At 69.6% G+C, this 19182-nt stretch carries 20 protein-coding genes; 12 read left to right on the top strand and 8 right to left on the bottom strand.

Features of this window, described 5'->3' with window-relative positions; genetic code table 11:
- The first annotated feature begins 96 nt into the window (after positions 1-96).
- Positions 97-432 carry a DUF2794 domain-containing protein gene (locus RTL41_RS03280; RefSeq protein WP_312161376.1) on the top strand — a complete coding sequence of 112 codons (336 nt, stop codon included), beginning with the start codon at positions 97-99 and terminating at the stop codon, positions 430-432.
- Between the two features lie 233 nt (positions 433-665).
- On the opposite strand, the gene RTL41_RS03275 is transcribed toward RTL41_RS03280, so the two are convergent.
- Positions 666-1415: a Bax inhibitor-1/YccA family protein gene (locus tag RTL41_RS03275; protein ID WP_312161276.1), complete on the bottom strand. Its 750-nt coding sequence runs from the start codon at positions 1413-1415 to the stop codon at positions 666-668.
- Between the two features lie 129 nt (positions 1416-1544).
- Here RTL41_RS03275 and thpR point away from each other — a divergent pair, with 129 nt between their 5' ends.
- On the top strand, positions 1545-2081 hold the full coding sequence (thpR, locus tag RTL41_RS03270; RefSeq protein WP_312161275.1) for an RNA 2',3'-cyclic phosphodiesterase: 537 nt from the start codon (positions 1545-1547) through the stop codon (positions 2079-2081).
- Positions 2082-2232: 151 nt separating this feature from the next.
- On the opposite strand, the gene RTL41_RS03265 is transcribed toward thpR, so the two are convergent.
- Positions 2233-2616 carry a DUF2237 domain-containing protein gene (locus RTL41_RS03265; RefSeq protein ID WP_312161273.1) on the bottom strand — a complete coding sequence of 128 codons (384 nt, stop codon included), beginning with the start codon at positions 2614-2616 and terminating at the stop codon, positions 2233-2235.
- A gap of 57 nt (positions 2617-2673) precedes the next feature.
- On the opposite strand from RTL41_RS03265, the gene RTL41_RS03260 reads away from it, so the two are divergent.
- Together RTL41_RS03260 and RTL41_RS03255 are read left to right on the top strand one after the other, a co-directional pair.
- Positions 2674-3525 (top strand): CoA ester lyase, encoded by an 852-nt coding sequence (locus RTL41_RS03260; protein ID WP_312161271.1) that lies wholly within the window; start codon positions 2674-2676, stop codon positions 3523-3525.
- An 8-nt stretch (positions 3526-3533) separates the two neighbouring features.
- Complete coding sequence (locus RTL41_RS03255; protein WP_312161269.1) at positions 3534-4256, top strand: hypothetical protein; 723 nt, start codon at positions 3534-3536, stop codon at positions 4254-4256.
- Here RTL41_RS03255 and RTL41_RS03250 read toward each other — a convergent pair.
- Positions 4253-4660: an HIT domain-containing protein gene (locus RTL41_RS03250; RefSeq protein ID WP_312161268.1), complete on the bottom strand. Its 408-nt coding sequence runs from the start codon at positions 4658-4660 to the stop codon at positions 4253-4255. The two genes, RTL41_RS03255 and RTL41_RS03250, sit on opposite strands and share 4 nt — an antisense overlap.
- A 108-nt stretch (positions 4661-4768) precedes the next feature.
- On the opposite strand from RTL41_RS03250, the gene RTL41_RS03245 reads away from it, so the two are divergent.
- Positions 4769-5755 carry a malate dehydrogenase gene (locus RTL41_RS03245; RefSeq protein ID WP_312161267.1) on the top strand — a complete coding sequence of 329 codons (987 nt, stop codon included), beginning with the start codon at positions 4769-4771 and terminating at the stop codon, positions 5753-5755.
- Between the two features lie 73 nt (positions 5756-5828).
- Here RTL41_RS03245 and RTL41_RS03240 read toward each other — a convergent pair whose 3' ends face one another.
- Positions 5829-6536 carry a lysozyme inhibitor LprI family protein gene (locus RTL41_RS03240; protein WP_312161265.1) on the bottom strand — a complete coding sequence of 236 codons (708 nt, stop codon included), beginning with the start codon at positions 6534-6536 and terminating at the stop codon, positions 5829-5831.
- Between the two features lie 77 nt (positions 6537-6613).
- Between RTL41_RS03240 and RTL41_RS03235 the strand changes: the two genes are divergently transcribed.
- Positions 6614-7150, top strand: a complete 537-nt coding sequence (locus tag RTL41_RS03235) for a GNAT family N-acetyltransferase (RefSeq protein WP_312161263.1) — start codon at positions 6614-6616, stop codon at positions 7148-7150.
- On the opposite strand, the gene RTL41_RS03230 is transcribed toward RTL41_RS03235, so the two are convergent.
- Positions 7147-7920 carry a LytTR family DNA-binding domain-containing protein gene (locus tag RTL41_RS03230; RefSeq protein WP_312161261.1) on the bottom strand — a complete coding sequence of 258 codons (774 nt, stop codon included), beginning with the start codon at positions 7918-7920 and terminating at the stop codon, positions 7147-7149. The genes RTL41_RS03235 and RTL41_RS03230 overlap by 4 nt on opposite strands.
- A gap of 237 nt (positions 7921-8157) precedes the next feature.
- On the opposite strand from RTL41_RS03230, the gene sucC reads away from it, so the two are divergent.
- From sucC to RTL41_RS03200, 6 genes are all read left to right on the top strand, one after another.
- The gene (gene sucC / locus RTL41_RS03225) at positions 8158-9357 is read left to right on the top strand and encodes an ADP-forming succinate--CoA ligase subunit beta (protein ID WP_312161259.1); all 1200 of its coding nucleotides are present in this window, start codon (positions 8158-8160) and stop codon (positions 9355-9357) included.
- Positions 9357-10235 (top strand): succinate--CoA ligase subunit alpha, encoded by an 879-nt coding sequence (sucD, locus tag RTL41_RS03220; protein ID WP_312161257.1) that lies wholly within the window; start codon positions 9357-9359, stop codon positions 10233-10235. Before sucC ends, sucD begins: the two co-directional genes overlap by 1 nt.
- A gap of 113 nt (positions 10236-10348) precedes the next feature.
- The gene (locus tag RTL41_RS03215) at positions 10349-13303 is read left to right on the top strand and encodes a 2-oxoglutarate dehydrogenase E1 component (RefSeq protein ID WP_312161256.1); all 2955 of its coding nucleotides are present in this window, start codon (positions 10349-10351) and stop codon (positions 13301-13303) included.
- Positions 13304-13364: 61 nt separating this feature from the next.
- Positions 13365-14582 carry a 2-oxoglutarate dehydrogenase complex dihydrolipoyllysine-residue succinyltransferase gene (gene odhB / locus RTL41_RS03210; protein ID WP_312161254.1) on the top strand — a complete coding sequence of 406 codons (1218 nt, stop codon included), beginning with the start codon at positions 13365-13367 and terminating at the stop codon, positions 14580-14582.
- 23 nt (positions 14583-14605) lie between these two features.
- A complete protein-coding gene (gene lpdA, locus RTL41_RS03205) occupies positions 14606-16066 on the top strand; it encodes a dihydrolipoyl dehydrogenase (RefSeq protein ID WP_312161374.1) in 1461 nt (486 codons plus the stop codon).
- The gene (locus RTL41_RS03200; protein WP_312161253.1) at positions 16066-16482 is read left to right on the top strand and encodes a GNAT family N-acetyltransferase; all 417 of its coding nucleotides are present in this window, start codon (positions 16066-16068) and stop codon (positions 16480-16482) included. Before lpdA ends, RTL41_RS03200 begins: the two co-directional genes overlap by 1 nt.
- A gap of 418 nt (positions 16483-16900) precedes the next feature.
- On the opposite strand, the gene RTL41_RS03195 is transcribed toward RTL41_RS03200, so the two are convergent.
- From RTL41_RS03195 to fsa, 3 genes are read right to left on the bottom strand one after another with little or no spacing between them, the layout of a single operon-like run.
- On the bottom strand, positions 16901-17830 hold the full coding sequence (locus tag RTL41_RS03195; protein ID WP_312161250.1) for a tyrosine recombinase XerC: 930 nt from the start codon (positions 17828-17830) through the stop codon (positions 16901-16903).
- On the bottom strand, positions 17815-18492 hold the full coding sequence (locus RTL41_RS03190) for a DUF484 family protein (protein ID WP_312161248.1): 678 nt from the start codon (positions 18490-18492) through the stop codon (positions 17815-17817). Before RTL41_RS03190 ends, RTL41_RS03195 begins: the two co-directional genes overlap by 16 nt.
- Before the next feature lie 18 nt (positions 18493-18510).
- Positions 18511-19164, bottom strand: coding sequence for a fructose-6-phosphate aldolase (fsa, locus tag RTL41_RS03185; protein ID WP_312161247.1), 654 nt, complete (start codon positions 19162-19164; stop codon positions 18511-18513).
- Between the last annotated feature and the right edge of the window lie 18 nt (positions 19165-19182).

Genomic DNA, 19182 nt, shown 5'->3' with positions numbered 1-19182 from the left:
TTGATTTAGTTTCGCCGCGGGGCGTGTCGCCGGCGCAACGGGCGCCGCACACAGAGGATTTGTCGCGCGCCGGAAATTGAGGCACGCTTGGCCCCGATGGCGCTCGATCCGCAACAGCAGCCCGCCCGGACCGCCCAGGTCTTCTTCGAGCGTCGCGAGCTCGACCGCCTTCTCGCCCTCTACGGACGCATGGTCGCCGCCGGCGAGTGGCGCGACTACGGCATCGGCGCGCTGGCCGACGCCTGTGTGTTCTCGGTGTTCCGCCGCACCTCCGAGGCGCCGCTCTACCGCATCGAGAAGCGCCCGGCCCTGGCCCGCCGCCAGGGCGCCTGGGCGGTGATCGGCCAGGGCGGCATGGTCCTGCGCCGCGGCCACGAGCTGGAGCAGGTGCTGCGCTTCTTCGACAAGGGCCGCTTCAAGGTCGTGGACTAGGCGCCAGGCGCGTCATCCTGCTTTTTCTCCGGTAGCGTTTGTCGCGGGCGTGCTTCCCGTGTCATCCCGGAAAGCCCGGAGGGCTTGTCCGGGATCCATTCGTGCCGAGCCTGACGAATGGGCGCGGCCCCGCCCCAAAAGCTCAACTGACTTGATGACAGAGAGGGCGTCGCCCAAACGAAAACCCCGGCGGTCGCCCGCCGGGGTTCGCAGTTCTCATCCGAGATCAGATCCTAGCGGCGGTCGCCGAAGATGCTGAGCAGGAATTGGAAGAGGTTGATGAAGTTGATGTAGAGGCTCAGCGCGCCGTAGTTGGTCGCGACGCTCATCGCCGCCTCGTCGCCGCCCATCTGGTAGTAGCTCATCTTCAGGCGCTGGGTGTCGTAGGCGATCAGGCCCGCGAAGATGAACACGCCCAGGATGCTGATGATGAAGGCCATCGCCGAGCTTTGCAGGAACATGTTGACGATCATGGCGACCACCAGGCCGATCACGCCGATGATCAGGAAGCTGCCGAAGCCGGTCAGGTCCCTCTTGGTCGTGTAGCCGAACAGCGACAGGCCGCCGAACGCCGCCGCCGTGATCAGGAAGGTCGAGAAGATCGACGCGCCCGTATAGACGAAGGTCAGCACGCCCAGACCCGCGCCGATCAGGCTGACGATGGTCCAGTAGAGAACGCCCGCCGAGCGGGGGGTGGGGTTGCGCATCGCAAACGCGCCGAACAGCATCACCGCCAGCGGCGCGAAGGCCACGATCATGCCGAGCGGCGTGTAGCCGACCCGGCCATTGGCGGCGACGGTGAACATCAGGTCGCGCACCGGCGGGAACGATCCGGTCAGGAATGCCAGAGCGGCGGAGAGCAGAAGTCCCAGCGCCACCTTGTTGTAGACGCCGAGCATGAAACTGCGCAGACCCGCGTCCACCGACATGTCGGCGCGATCTGCGGGGACCGTGCGCGCGTAGCCGCGGTTGAAGTCGCTCATCAGTGACAAGGCCCTATTAGAAACGCCCCAGGTGGGCGCGCATTGCCGAATATCGTGGTCCAGGCCCTTCCGTGCAAGGCTTTGCCGATTACGATTGCGTCAGCAGGTCACACCCCAGGCAGTCTTCCCATGATCCGTCTCTTCGCCGCGCTCGCCATTCCCGAGGACATCGGCGCCGACCTCGTCGCCCGCCAGGACCGCCTGCCCGGCGCGCGCTGGCGCCCGCCGGAGGCGTTCCACATCACCCTGAGGTTCATCGGCGACGTGGCCGAGAACGTCGCCGCCGACCTCGACGCCGAGCTCACCACCGTCGGCGGCGGGCCGCTGGAGCTGTCCCTGCAAGGGGTCGGGGCGTTCGGCGAGGGGGCCGACATCCATGCGGTCTGGGCTGGGGTCGAGGAGAACGAGGGCCTGCGCCGCCTGGCCCGCGCCTGCGAGGTGGCCGCCCGCCGCGCCGGCCTCAAGCCCGACACCCGCGCCTACAAGCCCCACGTCACCCTGGCCTATCTGCGCCGGCCCAACCCCGCCGAGGTCGCGGCCTGGATCCAGGAGAACAACCTGCTGCGCAGCGAGCCCTTCCGGGTGACCAGCTTCGGGCTCTATTCCAGTTGGCAGTCGGACCAGGGCTCCTGGTACTGGGCCGAGCGGGAGTATCCGCTCTACTGAGATCGAGCGGGCGAGATCCGGAAACATCTCCTCAAGTGTCATCAAGTCCGTTGAGCTTTTGCGGCGGGGCCGCGCCTCATTCGCCAGGCCCGGCGCGAATGGGTCCCGGTCTTCGGCTGCGCCGAAACCGGGATGACATCCATGGACGCTCCTAGGCCTCGACCGCGTGGTCCTTGAGGACGCCGAGGGGGACGATCGCCAGGGTCTCCTCGTGGGTCGCCTCCAGCACCACCTGCGGCGCGGCGCCGGCGTCCAGCGCCTCCTTCCAGCGCGGGGCGCAGAGGCACCAGCGGTCGCCGGGCTTGAGGCCCTCGAACCCGTACTCCGGCATCGGCGTCGACAGGTCGTTGCCGATCATCTTCGAGTAGGCCAGGAACTCCGCCGTCATCACCGCGCAGACCGTGTGCAGGCCAAGATCGTGCGGCCCGGTCTCGCAACAGCCGTTGCGGAAGAATCCGGTCACGGGGTCGAGCGAGCACACGAGAAGCTCGCCTCCCAACACGTTCTTGGCGCCGGCGTCGTAGCGGGTGGTCATGGCGCCATCCTAACCCTTATGACTGGGCCATAGCCATCCCGCCGGAGCCCGCAGGTCTTGATCGTCGCCCGTCCGCGCCGCAGCGCCCTCTACATGCCCGCCGCCAACGCCCGCGCGATCGAAAAGGCCCGCGATCTGCCCTGCGACGTGGTGATCCTGGACCTGGAGGACGCGGTCGCCCCCGACGCCAAGGACCTGGCCCGCGACCAGGCGGTCGCCGCGGTGAAGGCCGGCGGTTTCGGCCGGCGCGAGGTGGTGATCAGGGTCAACGGCCTGGACACCCCCTGGGGCCTGGAGGACCTGGCCGCGGCCATCGACGCGCGCCCCGACGCGATCCTGGCTCCCAAGGTGTCCAGCGCCCATGACGTGCGGGCCTACGGCGCCGTCGAGGCCGGCGGCGTGGCGCTGTGGGCCATGGTCGAGACCTGCGCGGCCCTGTTCGCCCTGGGCGAGATCGCCGGCGCGGGGGCGGGGCTGGGCGCCCTGGTGGTCGGGACCAACGACCTGGCCAAGGAGATGCGCTGCCGCCTGACCGTCGAGCGCGCCGCCCTGGCCGGGCCGCTGTCGCTGATCGTGGCGGCCGGCCGCGCCCACGGCCTGAGCGTGCTGGACGGGGTGTTCAACGAGATCGAGGACGACGCCGGCCTGGCGGCCCAGTGCGCTCAGGGGGTGGAGTTCGGCTTCGACGGCAAGACCCTGATCCATCCGCGGCAGGTGGAAATCGCCAACGCCGCCTTCAGTCCGTCGGCGGAGGAGGTCGCATGGTCGCGGGTGGTGGTTGCAGCCTTCGATTCGCCGGAAAACGCCGGTAAGGGTGTTCTTAAAGTCGAGGGGCGCATGGTTGAGCGGTTGCACCTGGCGCAGGCGCGGCGGGTGATCGCCGTAGCCGACGCCATCGCCGCGGCGTGAGGCGTGATTTGAACTATCTTCTGAGGTCTTCGATCGGCCTTCTGGCCCTGGCCGCCGCGTCCGCCGCCCAGGCGCAGGACGTCGTCGATCCGATCGGCTCCATCCTCGACCAGGTCGACGAGGAAACGGCCGAGACGCTCGGCGCCGCGCCCGCGCCGCAGCCCGCGCCGACGCCCACGTCCTATCCAGCCAGCGCGCCGGCCTCGCCGCCGGCCGCCGCCCCGGCCTTCCCCTATTCCCCGCCCCCGCCGGCCTACACTCCGCCGCCGGCCTATACGCCGCCTGCGCCGCGCCGGCCGCTGCTGACCGCGCCGGTGACCATCGACGAGTACGACAAGACCCCCGAGGCGCCGCTCAACGCCGTCGAGCTCGGCTATGAGAGCCGCCTGCGCTCGTCCTTCGCCTCGGCCCAGGGGATGCAGGGGCCGCTGGACGGCGCCTGGATGCTGCGCTCGCGCGCCGGCGAACCGCTCTATTCGCTGCTGCTGGTCGACAAGGGCAACGGCGTGCTCGAGGGCGCCTGGCGCGATCCGCGTCGGCGCGGCGCGCGCGACTCCTCCGGCTTCCTGGCCGACATCCAGCGGACCGGCTCGCAGGTCACCGCCAGCTTCTATCCGCGGCCGGGCGCCGGCCTGGTCAGCATCGCCCTGACCTCCGCCGGGGCCGGCCAATGGTCGGGCGAGCTGATCGAGGGCCGCGAGCGCACGTCCGTGACCCTGCGCCGGGACTAAAGGCCAAGGGCCGCCTTCGCCGCCGCCAGTCTCTGCGCCAACTCGCCCGCGCCATAGGCTTCCGCGGCGCTGTGGCCCCAGACCGGCCCGGGCCAGGCGGGGTCGCCGACCCGGCGGCCGATCACGTGGACGTGCAGTTGCGGCGTGACGTTGCCCAGCGCCCCGACGTTCAGCTTGTCGACCTGCGCGCCCAGCGCCCGCACCGCGCGGCCCGCCGCCAGGATCTCGTCGGTGAGCGCGGCCAGGTCCCCGCGGGCCAGATCCTCCAGCTCGCGTGCGGCCGAAACGCGCGGGATCAGCACGATCCAGGGATAGCGCGCATCGTCCTGCAGGCGCGCGTGGCTGAGGCGCAGATCGCCCAGGGCGTGGGAGGTGGCCAGGAAGGCCGGGTCGATTTCGAACATGCCCGCTAGGTAGACGCCGCGCCCGGCCCTGTCACTTGCGCTTGCCGCAACGCTTTTGCGGGTCTAGACCGCGCGCGGATTTCGCACTGCAACCAACGGGACAGTTCCATGACCACGAAGAAGCCGATCCGCGTCGCTGTCACCGGCGCCGCCGGCAATATCGGTTACGCCCTCCTCTTCCGCATCGCCTCGGGCGAGATGCTGGGCAAGGACCAGCCGGTCATCCTGCAACTGCTCGAAATCCCGACCGAAGGCGCCCAGAAGGCGCTGAAGGGCGTGGCCATGGAGCTGGAAGACTGCGCCTTCCCGCTGCTCCAGGACATGGTGCTGACCGACGACGCCAACGTCGCCTTCAAGGACGCGAACTGGAACCTGCTGGTCGGCTCCAAGCCGCGCGGTCCGGGCATGGAGCGCGCCGACCTGCTGAAGGACAACGGCAAGATCTTCATCGCCCAGGGCAAGGCCATCGACGCCGTCGCCGCTGACGACGCCCGCGTCGCCGTGGTCGGCAACCCCTGCAACACCAACGTCATGATCGCCGCCGCCCAGGCCAAGCGCCTGACCGCCGACCGCTTCACCGCCATGGTGCGCCTGGACGAGAACCGCGGCCGCGCCCAACTGGCCAAGAAGGCCGGCGTTTCGATCAACGAGGTCAGCGAGCTGTTCATCTACGGCAACCACAGCCCGACCATGTTCGCCGACTTCACCCACGCCAAGATCGGCGGCAAGCCGGCCGCCGAGGTCATCGGCGACGAAGCCTGGCTGAAGAACGACTACCTGCCGACCGTCGGCAAGCGCGGCGCGGCGATCATCGAGGCCCGTGGCCTGTCCTCGGCCGCCTCGGCCGCCAACGCCCTGATCGACCATGTGCGCGACCTGACCACCGTCGGCGCCGTCCACTCGGTCGCCATCGCCAGCGAGGGCCGCTACGGCTTCGCCGAAGGCGTCTGGGCCGGCATGCCGGTGAAGACCACCGCCACCGGCTACGACGTGATCACCTCCTACGAGATGGACGACTTCGCCAAGTCCAAGATCGCCATCACCAACGACGAGCTGATCAGCGAACGCGACACCGTGAAGGACATGCTGGGCTAAGCATTTCCGCATAAGCCCCTCGTCTTCCTCCTCCGCTGAAGCAGGGGAGGAAGGCGGCGGCGGCCTTTTTGGGCTATCGCCGGCGGCCCTGGGCGATGGCCTCCAGCTCGGCGATGCGGCGGTCGTAGGCGATCGCCACCGCGCGCGGCGAGCGCAGCGCCGCCTCCTCGCGATAGGCCAGCCAGGCGTCCTGGTCGGCCCGCAGTTGCTCATAGGGCGCGCCTGACTGCTCGGCCCGCCGGTAGGCCCTGGCCATGTGGCGGTCGGCGGCCGCCAGCACCGCGTCGGCGCAAACCATCTCCTCGGCCAGCGACTGGGCCTGGCGGCAATCGAAGCTGGGGCGCTCGGCGCGGATCGGCTCGCGCCAGGCGGAGTCGAGGGCGACCGGGGGCTCCGGCGCCCAGGGCGCTTCCGGCGCGATCGGGGCCTGTGGCGCCGGCCGGGCGATCGGGGCCGGCGGCGGCAGGGGCGCGGGCGGCGGCTGGCCGGCCAGGTCTGGGGCCAAGTCCGGGGGCAGGGTGTCCAGCGGCGGGCGCGGCTCCGGGGCCGGATCGGCCATGACGATGTCCATCTGCCGCTCGGGCGCCTGTGCGGCCGGCTGCATGGGCGCGGGCCTGGCGCCGCCGGTGATCAGTTGCGGGCGGGCCAGCAGGCCAAGCCCCAGCCCCAGCACGCAGGCGGCGGCGACGCCGCCCAGCAGCGCCTTGCGGCCCAGGCGGCGCGGCGCGGGCGCGGGCTCGCGCGGCTCCAGGGTCAGGGGCGGTTCGCCATCGTGATCCATGCCCCGACCCTAGCGTCGCGGCCTGAACAGCGGCTGAACCGCTGGCGCGGCCTCGAAAACCGGACGATGGTCGCGCCATGAGCCTTGGACCGACCCTGCAAACCGCCCGCCTGATCCTGCGCCCCACCTCGGGCGAGGATTTCGAACCCTGGGCCGCCTTCTCGGCCGACGAAGAGGCCTCGCGCTTCCTGGGCGGGCCGCAGCCGCGCGAAACCGCCTGGCGCATGATGTGCACCATGGCCGGCTCCTGGGTGGTGCGCGGCTTCGGGATGTTCTCGGTGATCGAGAAGGACAGCGGCCGCTGGGTCGGCCGGCTGGGCCCCTGGCAGCCGGAGGGCTGGCCCGGGACCGAGGTCGGCTGGGGGATCGCCCGCGAGTTCTGGGGCAAGGGCTATGCGCCCGAGGGCGCGGCGGCGGCCATCGACTGGGCGTTCGACCACCTGGGCTGGACCGAGGTCATCCACTGCATCGACCCGGGCAACACCAATTCCCAGGGCGTGGCGCGCAAGCTCGGCTCCTCGATCCTGCGCCACGCGCTGCTGCCGCCGCCGATCAGCGAGAGCGTCGACGTCTGGGGCCAGACCCGCGACCAGTGGCGGGCGCGGCGGTCCTAGATCCAGCCGCGGTCGCGCAGCAGCCTGGCGTAGGTGCGGCTGACCGGAACCTGCGAGCCGTCCTTCAGGGTCAGGGTGGCACGCCCGTCGCCGCGGCGGGCGTCGGCGATGGCCTCGCGCGCCACCCACCAGGAGCGGTGCACCTGCGCGCCCTCGATCCCTTCCAGCTCGGCCACCGCGTCGGCCAGGCGCAGCAGGATCAGGTCCTGCCCCTTGGAGGTGTGCAGGCGCAGGTAATGGTCCTCGGCCTCCACCGCCCAGACCTCGGCCCCGCGCAGCTTCAGCGGCAGGCGCTCCAGGAACCGCGGCGGCGGCGCGGCCGGGGCGGCCAGGGCCTCGGCGCGGGCGCGGGCGGCCAGCACGTTGACCGCGGTCATCACCAGCGTGACCAGCGCCACGCTGACGAACAGCGAGGCCAGGGCCCGGGCCGGGATCGGCGCATGGAGCAGACGGCTGTTCACCGCCCAGACCAGCAGGGTGATCGGGCCGGCGATCACCAGGGCGTAGAGCAGGGTGCGCAGCCACGGGCGGGCGTTCGCGTCGCCGCCCGGGAACGCGAAGCGCGACATCAGCCCGCCCCAGACCGTACCGGCGCTCAGCAGGCCCACCCAATAGGCCAGTCGCTCCATGAGGCTCAGCCGGCCCATGCCGAAGGCGCCCGAGACCGCCAGGAACACCGCCGCGACGGCCGCGATGGCGAAGCCGCGCCGCCATCCGGCCAGCCCGCCCATGGGGCCGTAGTCGAACCACTTCGCCTTCGCCGATCGCATGATTGCGAGAAAACATGATTGGCGCGGATGCGGAAGCGGCGCTGCGCGGCGTCTATCTAGGTTGGGGATTGTTGTGATTGGTCTTTCTTCAATGACGCCGGCGTCACGATTGTATACAGTAGACGAAAATCCGCGGTTTTCTTGGGCTGGCGCGGTTGCCACATTGATGCTTGGCGCCTATAACCCCGGCCGTCCGCCGAGCCCGGCGGGTTTCCCGATCACGCGTTACGCGGCCTCATGAACATCCACGAGCATCAAGCCAAGTCCGTCCTCTCCGAGTTCGGCGTGGCGGTCCCGCGCGGCTATGCCGCCTTCTCCGTCGACGAAGCGGTCAAGGCCGCCCAGGACCTCGGTGGTCCGGTCTTCGTCGTGAAGTCCCAGATCCACGCCGGCGGACGCGGCAAGGGCCGCTTCGAGGGCCTCGGTCCCGACGCCAAGGGCGGCGTGCGCGTCGTCAAGTCGGTCGACGAGGTCAAGGCCAACGCCGAGGAGATGCTCGGCCGCGTGCTGGTGACCCACCAGACCGGCCCCAAGGGCAAACAGGTCAACCGCCTCTACATCGAAGAAGGCGCGGCGATCGCCAAGGAATTCTACCTGTCCCTGCTGGTGGACCGCGAGACGAGCCGGGTTTCGGTCGTCGCCTCCACCGAAGGCGGCATGGACATCGAGGAGGTCGCCCACTCGACCCCCGAGAAGATCATCACCTTCTCCATCGACCCAGCCACCGGCGTCTTCCCGCACCACGCCCGCGCGCTCTCCAAGGCGCTGGGCCTGAGCGGCGGCCTGGCCAAGGAGGCGGCCACGCTCCTGTCGCAGCTCTACACGGCGTTCCTCGCCAAGGACATGAGCATGCTGGAGATCAACCCGCTGATCGTCACCGCCGACGATCACCTGCGGGTGCTGGACGCCAAGGTCAGCTTCGACTCGAACGCCCTGTTCCGTCACCCGGACATCGTCGCCCTGCGCGACGAGAGCGAAGAGGACCCGAAGGAGATCGAGGCCTCGAAGTTCGACCTCAGCTACATCGCCCTCGACGGCGAGATCGGCTGCATGGTCAACGGCGCGGGCCTGGCCATGGCGACCATGGACATCATCAAGCTCTACGGGGCCGAGCCGGCCAACTTCCTGGACGTCGGCGGCGGCGCCGACGAGCCCAAGGTGACCGCGGCCTTCAAGATCATCATGGCCGACCCGAACGTGAAGGGAATCCTGGTCAACATCTTCGGCGGCATCGCCCGCTGCGACATCCTCGCCAACGGCGTGGTCAACGCGGTGAAGCAGGTCGGCCTGACGGTTCCGCTGGTGGTTCGCCTCGAAGGCACCAACGCCGAGCTCGGCAAGCAGATCATCAACGAAAGCGGTCTGAACGTGATCGCGGCGAACGACCTTTCGGACGGCGCTGAAAAGATTGTCAAAGCCGTGCGGGAGGCGAACTGATGTCCATCCTCGTCGGTAAAGACACCCGCGTCATCTGCCAGGGCATCACCGGCGCCCAGGGCACCTTCCACACCGAGCAGGCCATCGCCTACGGCACCAGGATGGTCGGCGGCGTGACCCCCGGCAAGGGCGGCCAGACCCACATCGGCCTGCCGGTGTTCGACACCGTGGGCGAGGCGGTCAAGCAGACCGGCGCCGACGCCAGCGTGATCTACGTCCCGCCGCCCTTCGCGGCCGACTCGATCCTGGAAGCCATCGACGCCGAGATCCCGCTGATCATCTGCATCACCGAAGGCATCCCGGTGGTCGACATGATCAAGGTGAAGAAGGCGCTGGCCGGCTCGAAGTCGCGCCTGATCGGCCCGAACTGCCCCGGCGTCCTGACCCCGGAAGCCTGCAAGATCGGCATCATGCCGGGCAACATCTTCAAGAAGGGCTCGGTCGGCGTGGTCTCGCGCTCCGGCACCCTGACCTACGAGGCGGTGTTCCAGACCACCAATGTCGGCCTTGGCCAGACGACGGCGGTCGGCATCGGCGGCGACCCGGTCAAGGGCACCGAGTTCATCGACGTCCTCGACATGTTCCTGAAGGACCCGGAAACGGAATCCATCATCATGATCGGCGAAATCGGCGGCTCGGCCGAAGAAGACGCCGCGGAATTCATCAAAAATTCGCCGATCAAGAAGCCTATGGTGGGCTTCATTGCGGGTCGTACGGCGCCTCCGGGCCGCCGCATGGGCCACGCCGGCGCGATCATCTCCGGCGGCAAGGGCGGTGCGGAAGACAAGATCGCTGCGATGGAAGCCGCGGGCATCCGCGTCTCCCCGTCGCCGGCGGCGCTGGGCGAAACACTTCTGCAGGTGCTGAAAGGCGCCTGACGGCGAGCCGGGCGCCTGGAAGGCGCTCGGCGACAACCTAAGTAGTATGGGCGGTCCGCGCTCGGCTCCTTCTTCCTGAAGTCCGCGCGACGGACCCCGGGAAAACGGACGACATGGCGGACGACGGCAGTCTGATCAACGAGGTTCTCGCGGAGACCTCCTTCCTCTACGGCGGCAACGCCGCCTTCGTGGAGGATCTCTATGCGAGATGGGCGGCCGACCCCGCCTCGGTCGACGCCTCGTGGCAGGCGTTCTTCGCCTCGCTGAACGACCGCGCCGACGAGGTGAAGGCCGCCGCCGGCAAGCGGGCCTGGACCAAGCCGGGCGCCCCGGCCGCCCGTCCCGACTGGCTCTCGGCCATCGATGGCCTCTGGCCGGCGGTCGAGGCCAAGGTCGGCGCCAAGGTGGCCGAGCGCGCCGCCCCCAGCGCCTCCCCGGAATCGGTCCGCGCCGCCACCCTCGACTCCCTGCGCGCGATCATGATGATCCGCGCCTACCGGATGCGCGGCCACCTGCGCGCCAATCTCGACCCGCTGGGGATCACGGTTCCGGATGGCGACGCCTCCGAGCTCGACCCGGCCACCTACGGCTTCACCGAGGCCGACTACGACCGCCCGATCTTCCTCGACTTCGTGCTCGGCCTCGAGACCGGCACGATCCGCGAGATCCTGGCGATCCTCAAGCGCACCTACTGCGCCGACATCGGCGTGCAGTACATGCACATCTCCGACCCGGCCCAGAAGGCCTGGCTGCAGGAGCGCATCGAGGGCCGCGACAAGGAGATCAACTTCACCAAGGAAGGCAAGATCGCCATCCTCAAGAAGCTGATCGAGGCCGAAGGCTTCGAGCGCTTCCTGCACAAGCGCTATCCCGGCACCAAGCGCTTCGGCCTGGACGGCGGCGAGGCCATGGTCCCGGCGCTGGAGCAGATCATCAAGCGCGGCGGCGCCCTGGGCGTGCGCGACATCGTCGTGGGCATGCCCCACCGCGGCCGCCTCAACGTGCTGGCCGCCGTGATGGCCAAGCCCTATCACGTGATCTTCCACGAGTTCCAGGGCGGCTCGTCGGTGCCCTCGGACATCGAGGGCTCGGGCGACGTGAAGTACCACATGGGCGCCTCGTCGGACCGCGCGTTCGACGGCAACAGCGTCCACCTGTCGCTGACCGCCAACCCCTCGCACCTGGAGATCGTCAACCCGGTGGTGCTGGGCAAGGCGCGCGCCAAGCAGGCCTTCACCCTGCGCGAAGCCCCGGACTCCGGCCGCAACCACGTGCTGCCGCTGCTGATGCACGGCGACGCCGCGTTCGCCGGCCAGGGCGTGGTCGCCGAGTGCTTCGCGATCTCGGGCACCAAGGGCTACCGCACCGGCGGGGCCATCCACTTCATCGTCAACAACCAGATCGGGTTCACGACGGCGCCGCAGTACAGCCGCTCCTCGCCCTATCCCTCGGACGTGGCGCTGATGGTCGAGGCGCCGATCTTCCACGTGAACGGCGACGACCCCGAAGCCGTGACCTTCGTGGCCAAGGTGGCCATCGAGTTCCGCCAGCAGTTCGGCAAGGACGTCGTCATCGACATGTTCTGCTACCGGCGGTTCGGTCACAACGAGGGCGACGACCCGACGATGACCTCGCCCTTGATGTACGCCAAGATCAAGGAGCACCCGCCGACCCGCGAGCTCTACGCCCGCAAGCTGATCGCCGAGGGCGTGGCCACGCAGGACGAAGTCGCCGGCTGGGTGTCGGAATTCGACGCCTTCCTCGACGCCGAGTTCGAGTCCGGCAAGACCTACAAGGCCAACAAGGCCGACTGGCTGGACGGCAAGTGGGCGGGCCTGGCCCTGCCCGAGGGCGACGACCGCCGCGGCGACACCAGCGTGCCGATGCAGAAGCTGGTCGAGCTCGGCCAGAAGATCACCGCCATCCCCGAGCGCCTGGACGTCCACAAGACCGTCCGCCGCGCCATCGAGAACCGCCGCGCCGCCATCGAGGCCGGCCAGGGCCTCGACTGGGCGACCGGCGAGCACCTGGCCTTCGCCAGCCTGCTCGACGAAGGCTTCCCCGTCCGCCTGGCCGGCCAGGACAGCGTGCGCGGCACCTTCGTGCAGCGCCACTGCGACCTGATCGACCAGAAGACCGAGGAGCACTACACCCCGCTCTCGCACCTGCGCCCGGGCCAGGCCCACTTCGAGGTCATCGACTCGGCCCTGTCGGAAGAGGCGGTGCTGGGCTTCGAGTACGGCTTCTCGCTGGCCGACCCCAAGACCCTGACCCTGTGGGAGGCCCAGTTCGGCGACTTTGCCAACGGCGCCCAGGTGGTCATCGACCAGTTCATCTCCTCGGGCGAACGCAAGTGGCTGCGGATGAGCGGCCTGGTCATGCTGCTGCCGCACGGCTACGAGGGCCAGGGTCCCGAGCACTCCTCGGCCCGCCTCGAGCGCTTCCTGCAGCTCTGCGCCGAAGACAACATGCAGGTGGTCAACTGCTCGACCCCGGCCAACTACTTCCACGCCCTGCGCCGCCAGCAGCGCCGCGAGTTCCGCAAGCCGCTGATCGTGATGACCCCCAAGTCGCTGCTGCGCCATAAGAAGGCGACCTCCAGCCTGGCCGACATGGCCGAGGGCTCGTCGTTCCACCGCGTGCTGCACGACGACGCCGAACGCGGCGTCGGCACCTCGGTCAAGCTGGTCGAACCGGACAAGATCCGCCGCGTCGTGCTGTGCTCGGGCAAGGTCTATTACGACCTGCTGGACGCGCGCGAGGAGAAGGGCGTCGACGACGTCTACATCATGCGCCTGGAGCAGTTCTATCCGTGGCCGGTGAAGTCGCTGTCGGCGGAACTGTCGCGCTTCCCGAACGCTGAGCTGGTCTGGTGCCAGGAAGAGCCGAAGAACATGGGCGGCTGGACCTTCGTCGACCCGTGGCTGGAGCTGACCCTCGAGCGCCTGAAGATCAAGGCCAAGCGCGCCCGCTATGTCGGCCGGCCGGCCTCGGCCTCCACCGCCGCGGGCCTGATGAGCCGCCACATGCGCGAACTGCAGAACTTCCTCGCGGACGCCTTCGCTTAAGGTCCGCGAGCCGACAGACTTCCAAAAAAGAACAGAGCGAAAAGAGAGACAGGTACTTCCAATGGCCGACATCATGACCCCCGCCCTGGGCGAGTCCGTCACCGAGGCGACGGTCGCGCGCTGGACGAAGAAGGCGGGCGACGCCGTTCGGAAGGACGAGATCCTGGTCGAACTGGAAACGGACAAGGTGAGCCTCGAGGTCGCCGCCCCCGCGGACGGCGTGCTCGAATTCATCGCCGCCGAAGAAGGCGCGACCGTCGAGCCGGGGGCCGTGCTCGGCCGCCTGGCCGAAGGCGCCGCGGCCTCGGCCCCGGCCGCCGCCCCGGCTCCCAAGGCCGAAGCGCCCAAGCCCGCCCCGGCGCCGGCGCCGGCCCCTGCGCCCGCCGCCGCCCCGGCCGCCGCCGCGCCGCTGGCCCCCTCGGCCCAGCGCATCGTCGCCGAAAACAGCCTCGACGCCGGTTCGATCGCCGGTTCGGGCAAGGGCGGCCGCGTGACCAAGGGCGACGCCCTGGCCGCTCTGGAAGCCCGCGCCAACGCCCCGGCGGCCCCCGCCGCCCCGGCCGCGCCGCGTGAGATCCACGAGCGCGAGGAGCGGGTCCGCATGACCCGCCTGCGCCAGACCATCGCGCGCCGCCTGAAGGAAGCCCAGAACGCCGCGGCCATGCTGACGACCTTCAACGAGGTCGACATGAGCGCGGTCATGGCCCTGCGCAACCAGTACAAGGACGGCTTCGAGAAGAGCCACGGCGTGAAGCTCGGCTTCATGAGCTTCTTCGTGAAGGCGGTGATCCACGGCCTCAAGCACGTGCCGGACGTCAACGCCGAGATCGACGGCACGGACGTCATCTACAAGAACCACTACGACATCGGCGTCGCCGTCGGCACCGACAAGGGCCTGGTGGTTCCGGTGCTGCGCGACGCCGACGCCCTGTCGCTGGCCGGCATCGAAAAGGGCATCGGCGCCCTGGGCAAGAAGGCCCGCGACGGCCAGCTCGCCCTGGAAGACCTGCAGGGCGGCACGTTCACGATCTCGAACGGCGGCGTCTACGGTTCGCTGATGTCGACCCCGATCCTCAACGCCCCGCAATCGGGCATCCTGGGCATGCACAAGATCCAGGAACGCCCGATGGCCGTGAACGGCCAGGTGGTGATCCGCCCGATGATGTACCTGGCGCTCAGCTACGACCACCGCATCGTCGACGGCCAGGGCGCGGTGACCTTCCTGGTCCGCGTCAAGGAAGCCATCGAAGATCCGCAGCGCCTGCTGCTGGACGTCTAAGCTCCGCCCGGGACGGGCAGTAGATCGCATTTCATGGCGGCGGGGCTTTCACGCCTCGCCGTTTTGCTAAGGACTGGAAGAGAGCAATGGCTCAATACGACGTCATCATCATCGGCGGCGGCCCTGGCGGCTACAACGCCGGCATCCGCGCGGGCCAGCTCGGCCTGAAGGCCGCCGTGGTGGAAAAGCGCGTCACCCTCGGCGGCACCTGCCTGAACGTCGGCTGCATGCCGTCCAAGGCGCTGCTGCACGCCTCGGAACTCTATGAGGCCGCCGGCGGCGAGTTCGCCACCCTCGGCATCGAGGTGAAGCCCAAGCTGAACCTCGTGCAGATGATGAAGCAGAAGGCCGACTCGGTGACCGCCCTGACCAAGGGCATCGAGTTCCTGTTCAAGAAGAACAAGGTCGACTGGGTGAAGGGCGCGGGCAAGATCGTCGCGGCCGGCAAGGTCGAGGTCACCGCCGAGGACGGCTCGGTCACCACCCTGGAAGCCAGGAACATCGTCATCGCCACCGGCTCCGAACCGACCCCGCTGCCGGGCGTGACCATCGACCAGGAACGCATCGTCGACTCCACCGGCGCCCTGTCGCTGCCGGAAGTTCCCAAGAGCCTGATCGTCATCGGCGCCGGCATCATCGGGCTGGAGCTCGGCTCGGTGTGGCGCCGCCTGGGTTCGAAGGTCACCGTCGTCGAGTTCCTCGACCGCATCACGCCGGGCATGGACGCCGAGACCGCCAAGACCTTCCAGCGCTCGCTGACCAAGCAGGGCGTGGAGTTCAAGCTGGGCGCCAAGGTCACCGGCGCGACCGCCTCCAAGAAGGGCGTCTCGCTCACCGTGGAGCCGGTGGCCGGCGGCGACGCCGAGACCTTGGAAGCCGACTACGTGCTGGTCGCCATCGGCCGGCGTCCCTACACCGAGGGGCTGGGCCTGGAGAACGTCGGGATCACCCCGGACAAGCGCGGCTTCATCGAGACCGACCACTTCAAGACCTCGGCGCCGGGCGTCTGGGCCATCGGCGACGCCATCCACGGCCCGATGCTGGCCCACAAGGCCGAGGAGGACTCGGTCGCCTGCATCGAGACCATCGCCGGCAAGTACGGCCACGTGGACTACAACCTGGTCCCCAGCGTGGTCTACACCTACCCGGAAGTGGCCTGGGTCGGGCAGACCGAGGAGCAGCTCAAGGAGGCGGGCGTCGCCTACAAGGTCGGCAAGTTCCCGTTCAGCGCCAACAGCCGCGCCAAGATCAACCATGAGACCGAAGGCTTCGCCAAGGTGCTGGCCGACGCCAGGACCGACGAGATCCTCGGCGTCCACATCGTCGGCCCGCAGGCCGGCGAGATGATCGGCGAATACTGCGTGGCCATGGCCTTCAAGGCCGCCAGCGAGGACATCGCCCGCGTCTGCCACCCGCACCCGACCCGCTCGGAAGCCGGCCGCCAGGCCGCCATGGGCGTCGAAGGCTGGACCATGCAGGCCTGATGATCATAAGGCGCGCGCAGGCCTCGGAGATCGCGGCCTGCGCGGCGCTTTACGAGCGCGTCCTGCGCGAGACCTTCACCTGGACGCCGCCGCAGCAGCATCAGGCCGCCGACTTCCTGGGCCACGCCCAGGAGGAAGAGGTCTATCTGGCCAGGGACGGTGATCGCCTGCTGGGGATCGCCGGCTTCCACCGGCCCGGCAATTTCCTGCATTCCCTCTATGTCGAGACCCGCGGCGAAGGCGTCGGCAAGGCGCTGCTCGACCACGTCGCGGCCCTGGCCGACGGGCCGCTGTCGCTCAAGTGCCAGTCGCCCAACCTGCGCGCCCTGGACTTCTACCTGCGCGAAGGCTTCCGCATCGTCGACATCGGCCGCGACCCCGGCGCGCCCTTCACCTGGCTGCGGATGAGCCGCTGAGCGCAACGCCAATTGTCATCAAGTCCGTTGAGCTTTTGCGGCGGGGCCGAGCCTCATTCGTCGGGCCCGGCGCGAATGGGTCCCGGACAAGCCCTCCGGGCTTTCCGGGATGACACGGGAAGCACGGCGCCAAAGGCGCGCTCCACCCCTCGCGCCACGCCATCCACCCCCACGGCGCCTTCGTGCTCTTCGTGTCCTTCGTGGTCTTGGTGTTTCAAAATCCGCCGAGCAGCTTGCGCCAAACGCCACCGGAGGAAAAAACAGGTGTCATCCCGGTTTGCGAAGCAAGACCGGGACCCATTCGCGCCTGAGTTCAAGGAACAGGCGCCGCCTCGCCACATCCGGCCTGGCCGACCGCCTGCCGTCGCTGGTGAAGGCGGAGGCCTGATCGTCAGGCGAGGGTGGCGGGCTCCGTCCCTCAAGCGTGCGGATGCGCCTTGGCGTAGGCGCTGAGCAGGGAGGCCGCGTCGACCTCGGTGTAGCGCTGCGTCGTCGAGAGCGAGGCGTGGCCCAGCAGTTCCTGGATCGAGCGCAGGTCCGCGCCGGCCCCCAGCAGGTGGGTGGCGAACGAGTGGCGCAGGGCGTGCGGCGTGGCGCTGTCGGGCAGGCCCAGGCGCCCGCGCAGCTTCTGCACCGTCGCCTGCACGTGGCGCGGGCTTAAGGGGCCGCCGCGCTTGGCGCGGAACAGCGGCGCGTCGGGCTCCAGCCCGAACGGCAGGTCGGCCAGATAGGCGTCGACCGCCTCCCGCACCGCCGGCAGCACCGGCACGATCCGGGTCTTGCCGCCCTTGCCGAGGATGCGCAGCGTCTCGGGGACCGGCGCGTCCGAGCGCTTCAGCGACAGCGCCTCGGAGATGCGCAGGCCGCAGCCGTAGAGCAGGGTCAGCACCGCCTGGTCGCGGCTGACCTCCCAGTCGTCGCGATCGGGGTCGAAGGCCGGCTCGGCGATCAGGCCGACGGCCTGGTCCTCGCTGACCGGGCGCGGGGCGGAGGGGACGACGCGGGGTCCACGCACCAGGGCGATGGCGGCGTTAGGGGTGTCCAGCCGCCGGTCGAGGAAGCGGTGGAAGGTGCGGATCGCCGACAGCGACTGCGACAGCGAGCGCGGCGACAGCGGGTGGTCGCCCTGGCGCAGGTGCGCCAGCCAGGCGCGGATCTCGCTGGCGGCCAGGGTCCCCATGTCGGAGAGGCTCAGGGCCTCGCCGCGATGGCGTTCGAGGAAGCTGATGTAGCGGCCGCCGGCGAAGGCGTAGGCCTCGACCGTGCGCGGCGAGGCGCGGCGTTCCTTGGCCAGGTGCTCCAGCCATTGGGCCAGAGCCTGGCGGGCGCTGGTCACAGGACCGGCCACCGCTCCGCCGTCCGCTCGACCACGCGGGCGAGGAAGGCGACCAGTTCGGCGCCCATGTCTTCGGTGAAGCCGTGCTCGTCGGCCGAGCCGAAGGCCAGCAGGCCCTCGCGCGAGGGCTCCCAGATCGCCATGCGGACCATGGCCATCGAGCGGACCTGCGGCGCACGCTCGCCGAACAGGCCCAGCGCGACGGGCTCGAAGCCCATCAGCGCCACGCGGTCGTGGCCGATGATCATGTCGATCTGGCCGTCGACCAGCATCCGCCAGCCGGCCGGGGTGCGCTCGGGCCCTTCCAGGGCGACCACGCCGCTGACCAGGCCGAAGCGCAACTGGGCCAGCTCGTCGACCCGGCGGGCCAGGTCGGCGTGGTTGCGCGATTCCAGCATGTCCACGACCGCGCCGTGGGTCTGGGCCTGGGCGGCGAAGTTGGCGCGGGCGGTGGCTTCCAGGTGCTTGCGCGCGCTCGATTCGCGCTTGTGGGCCTCGTGCACGCGGGCCAGGGCCGCGGGGCCGAAGTCGATCACGTTGGCGGCGTCGGCGCGCAGGCCGAGCTCGGCCAGCAGCGCGGTGTCGCCGCGCAGGAAGTCGGGATTGTCGGCCAGGAAGGCGCGGACTTCGCGGGGCTCCAGACCGTGTTCCTTCGCCTTCGCCCCGCCTTCCATATGCCCGCCCCCAGCGTTCTACAGGATGGACTGGCCCGTCTTGGCCCAGTCGCTGAGGAACTGTTCAAGACCCTTTTCGGTTAACGGGTGCTTGAAGAGGTCGGCGAAGACCGTGGGCGGAATGGTCGCGCAGTCGGCCCCGGCCAGGGCTGCGGCGGTGACGTGGGCCGGGGTGCGGATCGAGGCGGCCAGGATCTCGGTGTCGAAGCCGTAGTTGTCGTAGATCGCCCGGATCTCCTGGATCAGGCCCATGCCCTCGGCGCCGTAGTCGTCCAGGCGGCCGATGAACGGCGAGATGTAGCTGGCGCCGGCCTTGGCGGCGAGCAGGGCCTGGGCGGCCGAGAAGCAGAGCGTGACGTTCGTCGCGATGCCCTGCACCGCGAACTCGGCGGTGGCGATCAGGCCCTCGCGGGTCAGCGGGACCTTCACCACCACGTTCGGGGCGATCTGCGAGAGCCTGGCGCCCTCGGCCAGCATGCCCTCGGCGGTGGTCGCGGCGACCTCGGCGCTGACCGGCCCCTCGACGAGCTCGCAAATCTCGGCGATGACCTCCAGCATGGGCCGTCCGGACTTGGCGATCAGCGTGGGGTTGGTGGTCACCCCGTCCACCAGGCCGGTGGCGGTGAGCTCCTTGAGCAGGCCGATGTCGGTGGTGTCGAGAAAGAGCTGCATGGGTGACCTTCTGGCGCG

Origin of the sequence: Phenylobacterium sp. (assembly GCF_031984885.1) — a bacterium.
GTDB lineage: Bacteria > Pseudomonadota > Alphaproteobacteria > Caulobacterales > Caulobacteraceae > Phenylobacterium.
Note: the sequence above shows the minus strand (reverse complement) of the source record. Positions and strands in the feature narration are given on the sequence as shown.

Bases quoted from the DNA above. Each gene is read 5' to 3' on its own strand.
- RTL41_RS03265 (WP_312161273.1), bottom strand. From the start codon at position 2,616: ATGACCACCCGCTACGACGCCGGCGCCAAGAACGTGTTGGGAGGCGAG.
- RTL41_RS03245 (WP_312161267.1), top strand. From the start codon at position 4,769: ATGACCACGAAGAAGCCGATCCGCGTCGCTGTCACCGGCGCCGCCGGC.
- RTL41_RS03230 (WP_312161261.1), bottom strand. From the start codon at position 7,920: ATGCGATCGGCGAAGGCGAAGTGGTTCGACTACGGCCCCATGGGCGGG.
- RTL41_RS03215 (WP_312161256.1), top strand. From the start codon at position 10,349: ATGGCGGACGACGGCAGTCTGATCAACGAGGTTCTCGCGGAGACCTCC.
- RTL41_RS03240 (WP_312161265.1), bottom strand. From the start codon at position 6,536: ATGGATCACGATGGCGAACCGCCCCTGACCCTGGAGCCGCGCGAGCCC.
- RTL41_RS03190 (WP_312161248.1), bottom strand. From the start codon at position 18,492: ATGGAAGGCGGGGCGAAGGCGAAGGAACACGGTCTGGAGCCCCGCGAA.
- RTL41_RS03200 (WP_312161253.1), top strand. From the start codon at position 16,066: ATGATCATAAGGCGCGCGCAGGCCTCGGAGATCGCGGCCTGCGCGGCG.
- sucC (WP_312161259.1), top strand. From the start codon at position 8,158: ATGAACATCCACGAGCATCAAGCCAAGTCCGTCCTCTCCGAGTTCGGC.
- sucD (WP_312161257.1), top strand. From the start codon at position 9,357: ATGTCCATCCTCGTCGGTAAAGACACCCGCGTCATCTGCCAGGGCATC.
- RTL41_RS03280 (WP_312161376.1), top strand. From the start codon at position 97: ATGGCGCTCGATCCGCAACAGCAGCCCGCCCGGACCGCCCAGGTCTTC.
- thpR (WP_312161275.1), top strand. From the start codon at position 1,545: ATGATCCGTCTCTTCGCCGCGCTCGCCATTCCCGAGGACATCGGCGCC.
- RTL41_RS03250 (WP_312161268.1), bottom strand. From the start codon at position 4,660: ATGTTCGAAATCGACCCGGCCTTCCTGGCCACCTCCCACGCCCTGGGC.
- fsa (WP_312161247.1), bottom strand. From the start codon at position 19,164: ATGCAGCTCTTTCTCGACACCACCGACATCGGCCTGCTCAAGGAGCTC.
- odhB (WP_312161254.1), top strand. From the start codon at position 13,365: ATGGCCGACATCATGACCCCCGCCCTGGGCGAGTCCGTCACCGAGGCG.
- RTL41_RS03235 (WP_312161263.1), top strand. From the start codon at position 6,614: ATGAGCCTTGGACCGACCCTGCAAACCGCCCGCCTGATCCTGCGCCCC.
- RTL41_RS03275 (WP_312161276.1), bottom strand. From the start codon at position 1,415: ATGAGCGACTTCAACCGCGGCTACGCGCGCACGGTCCCCGCAGATCGC.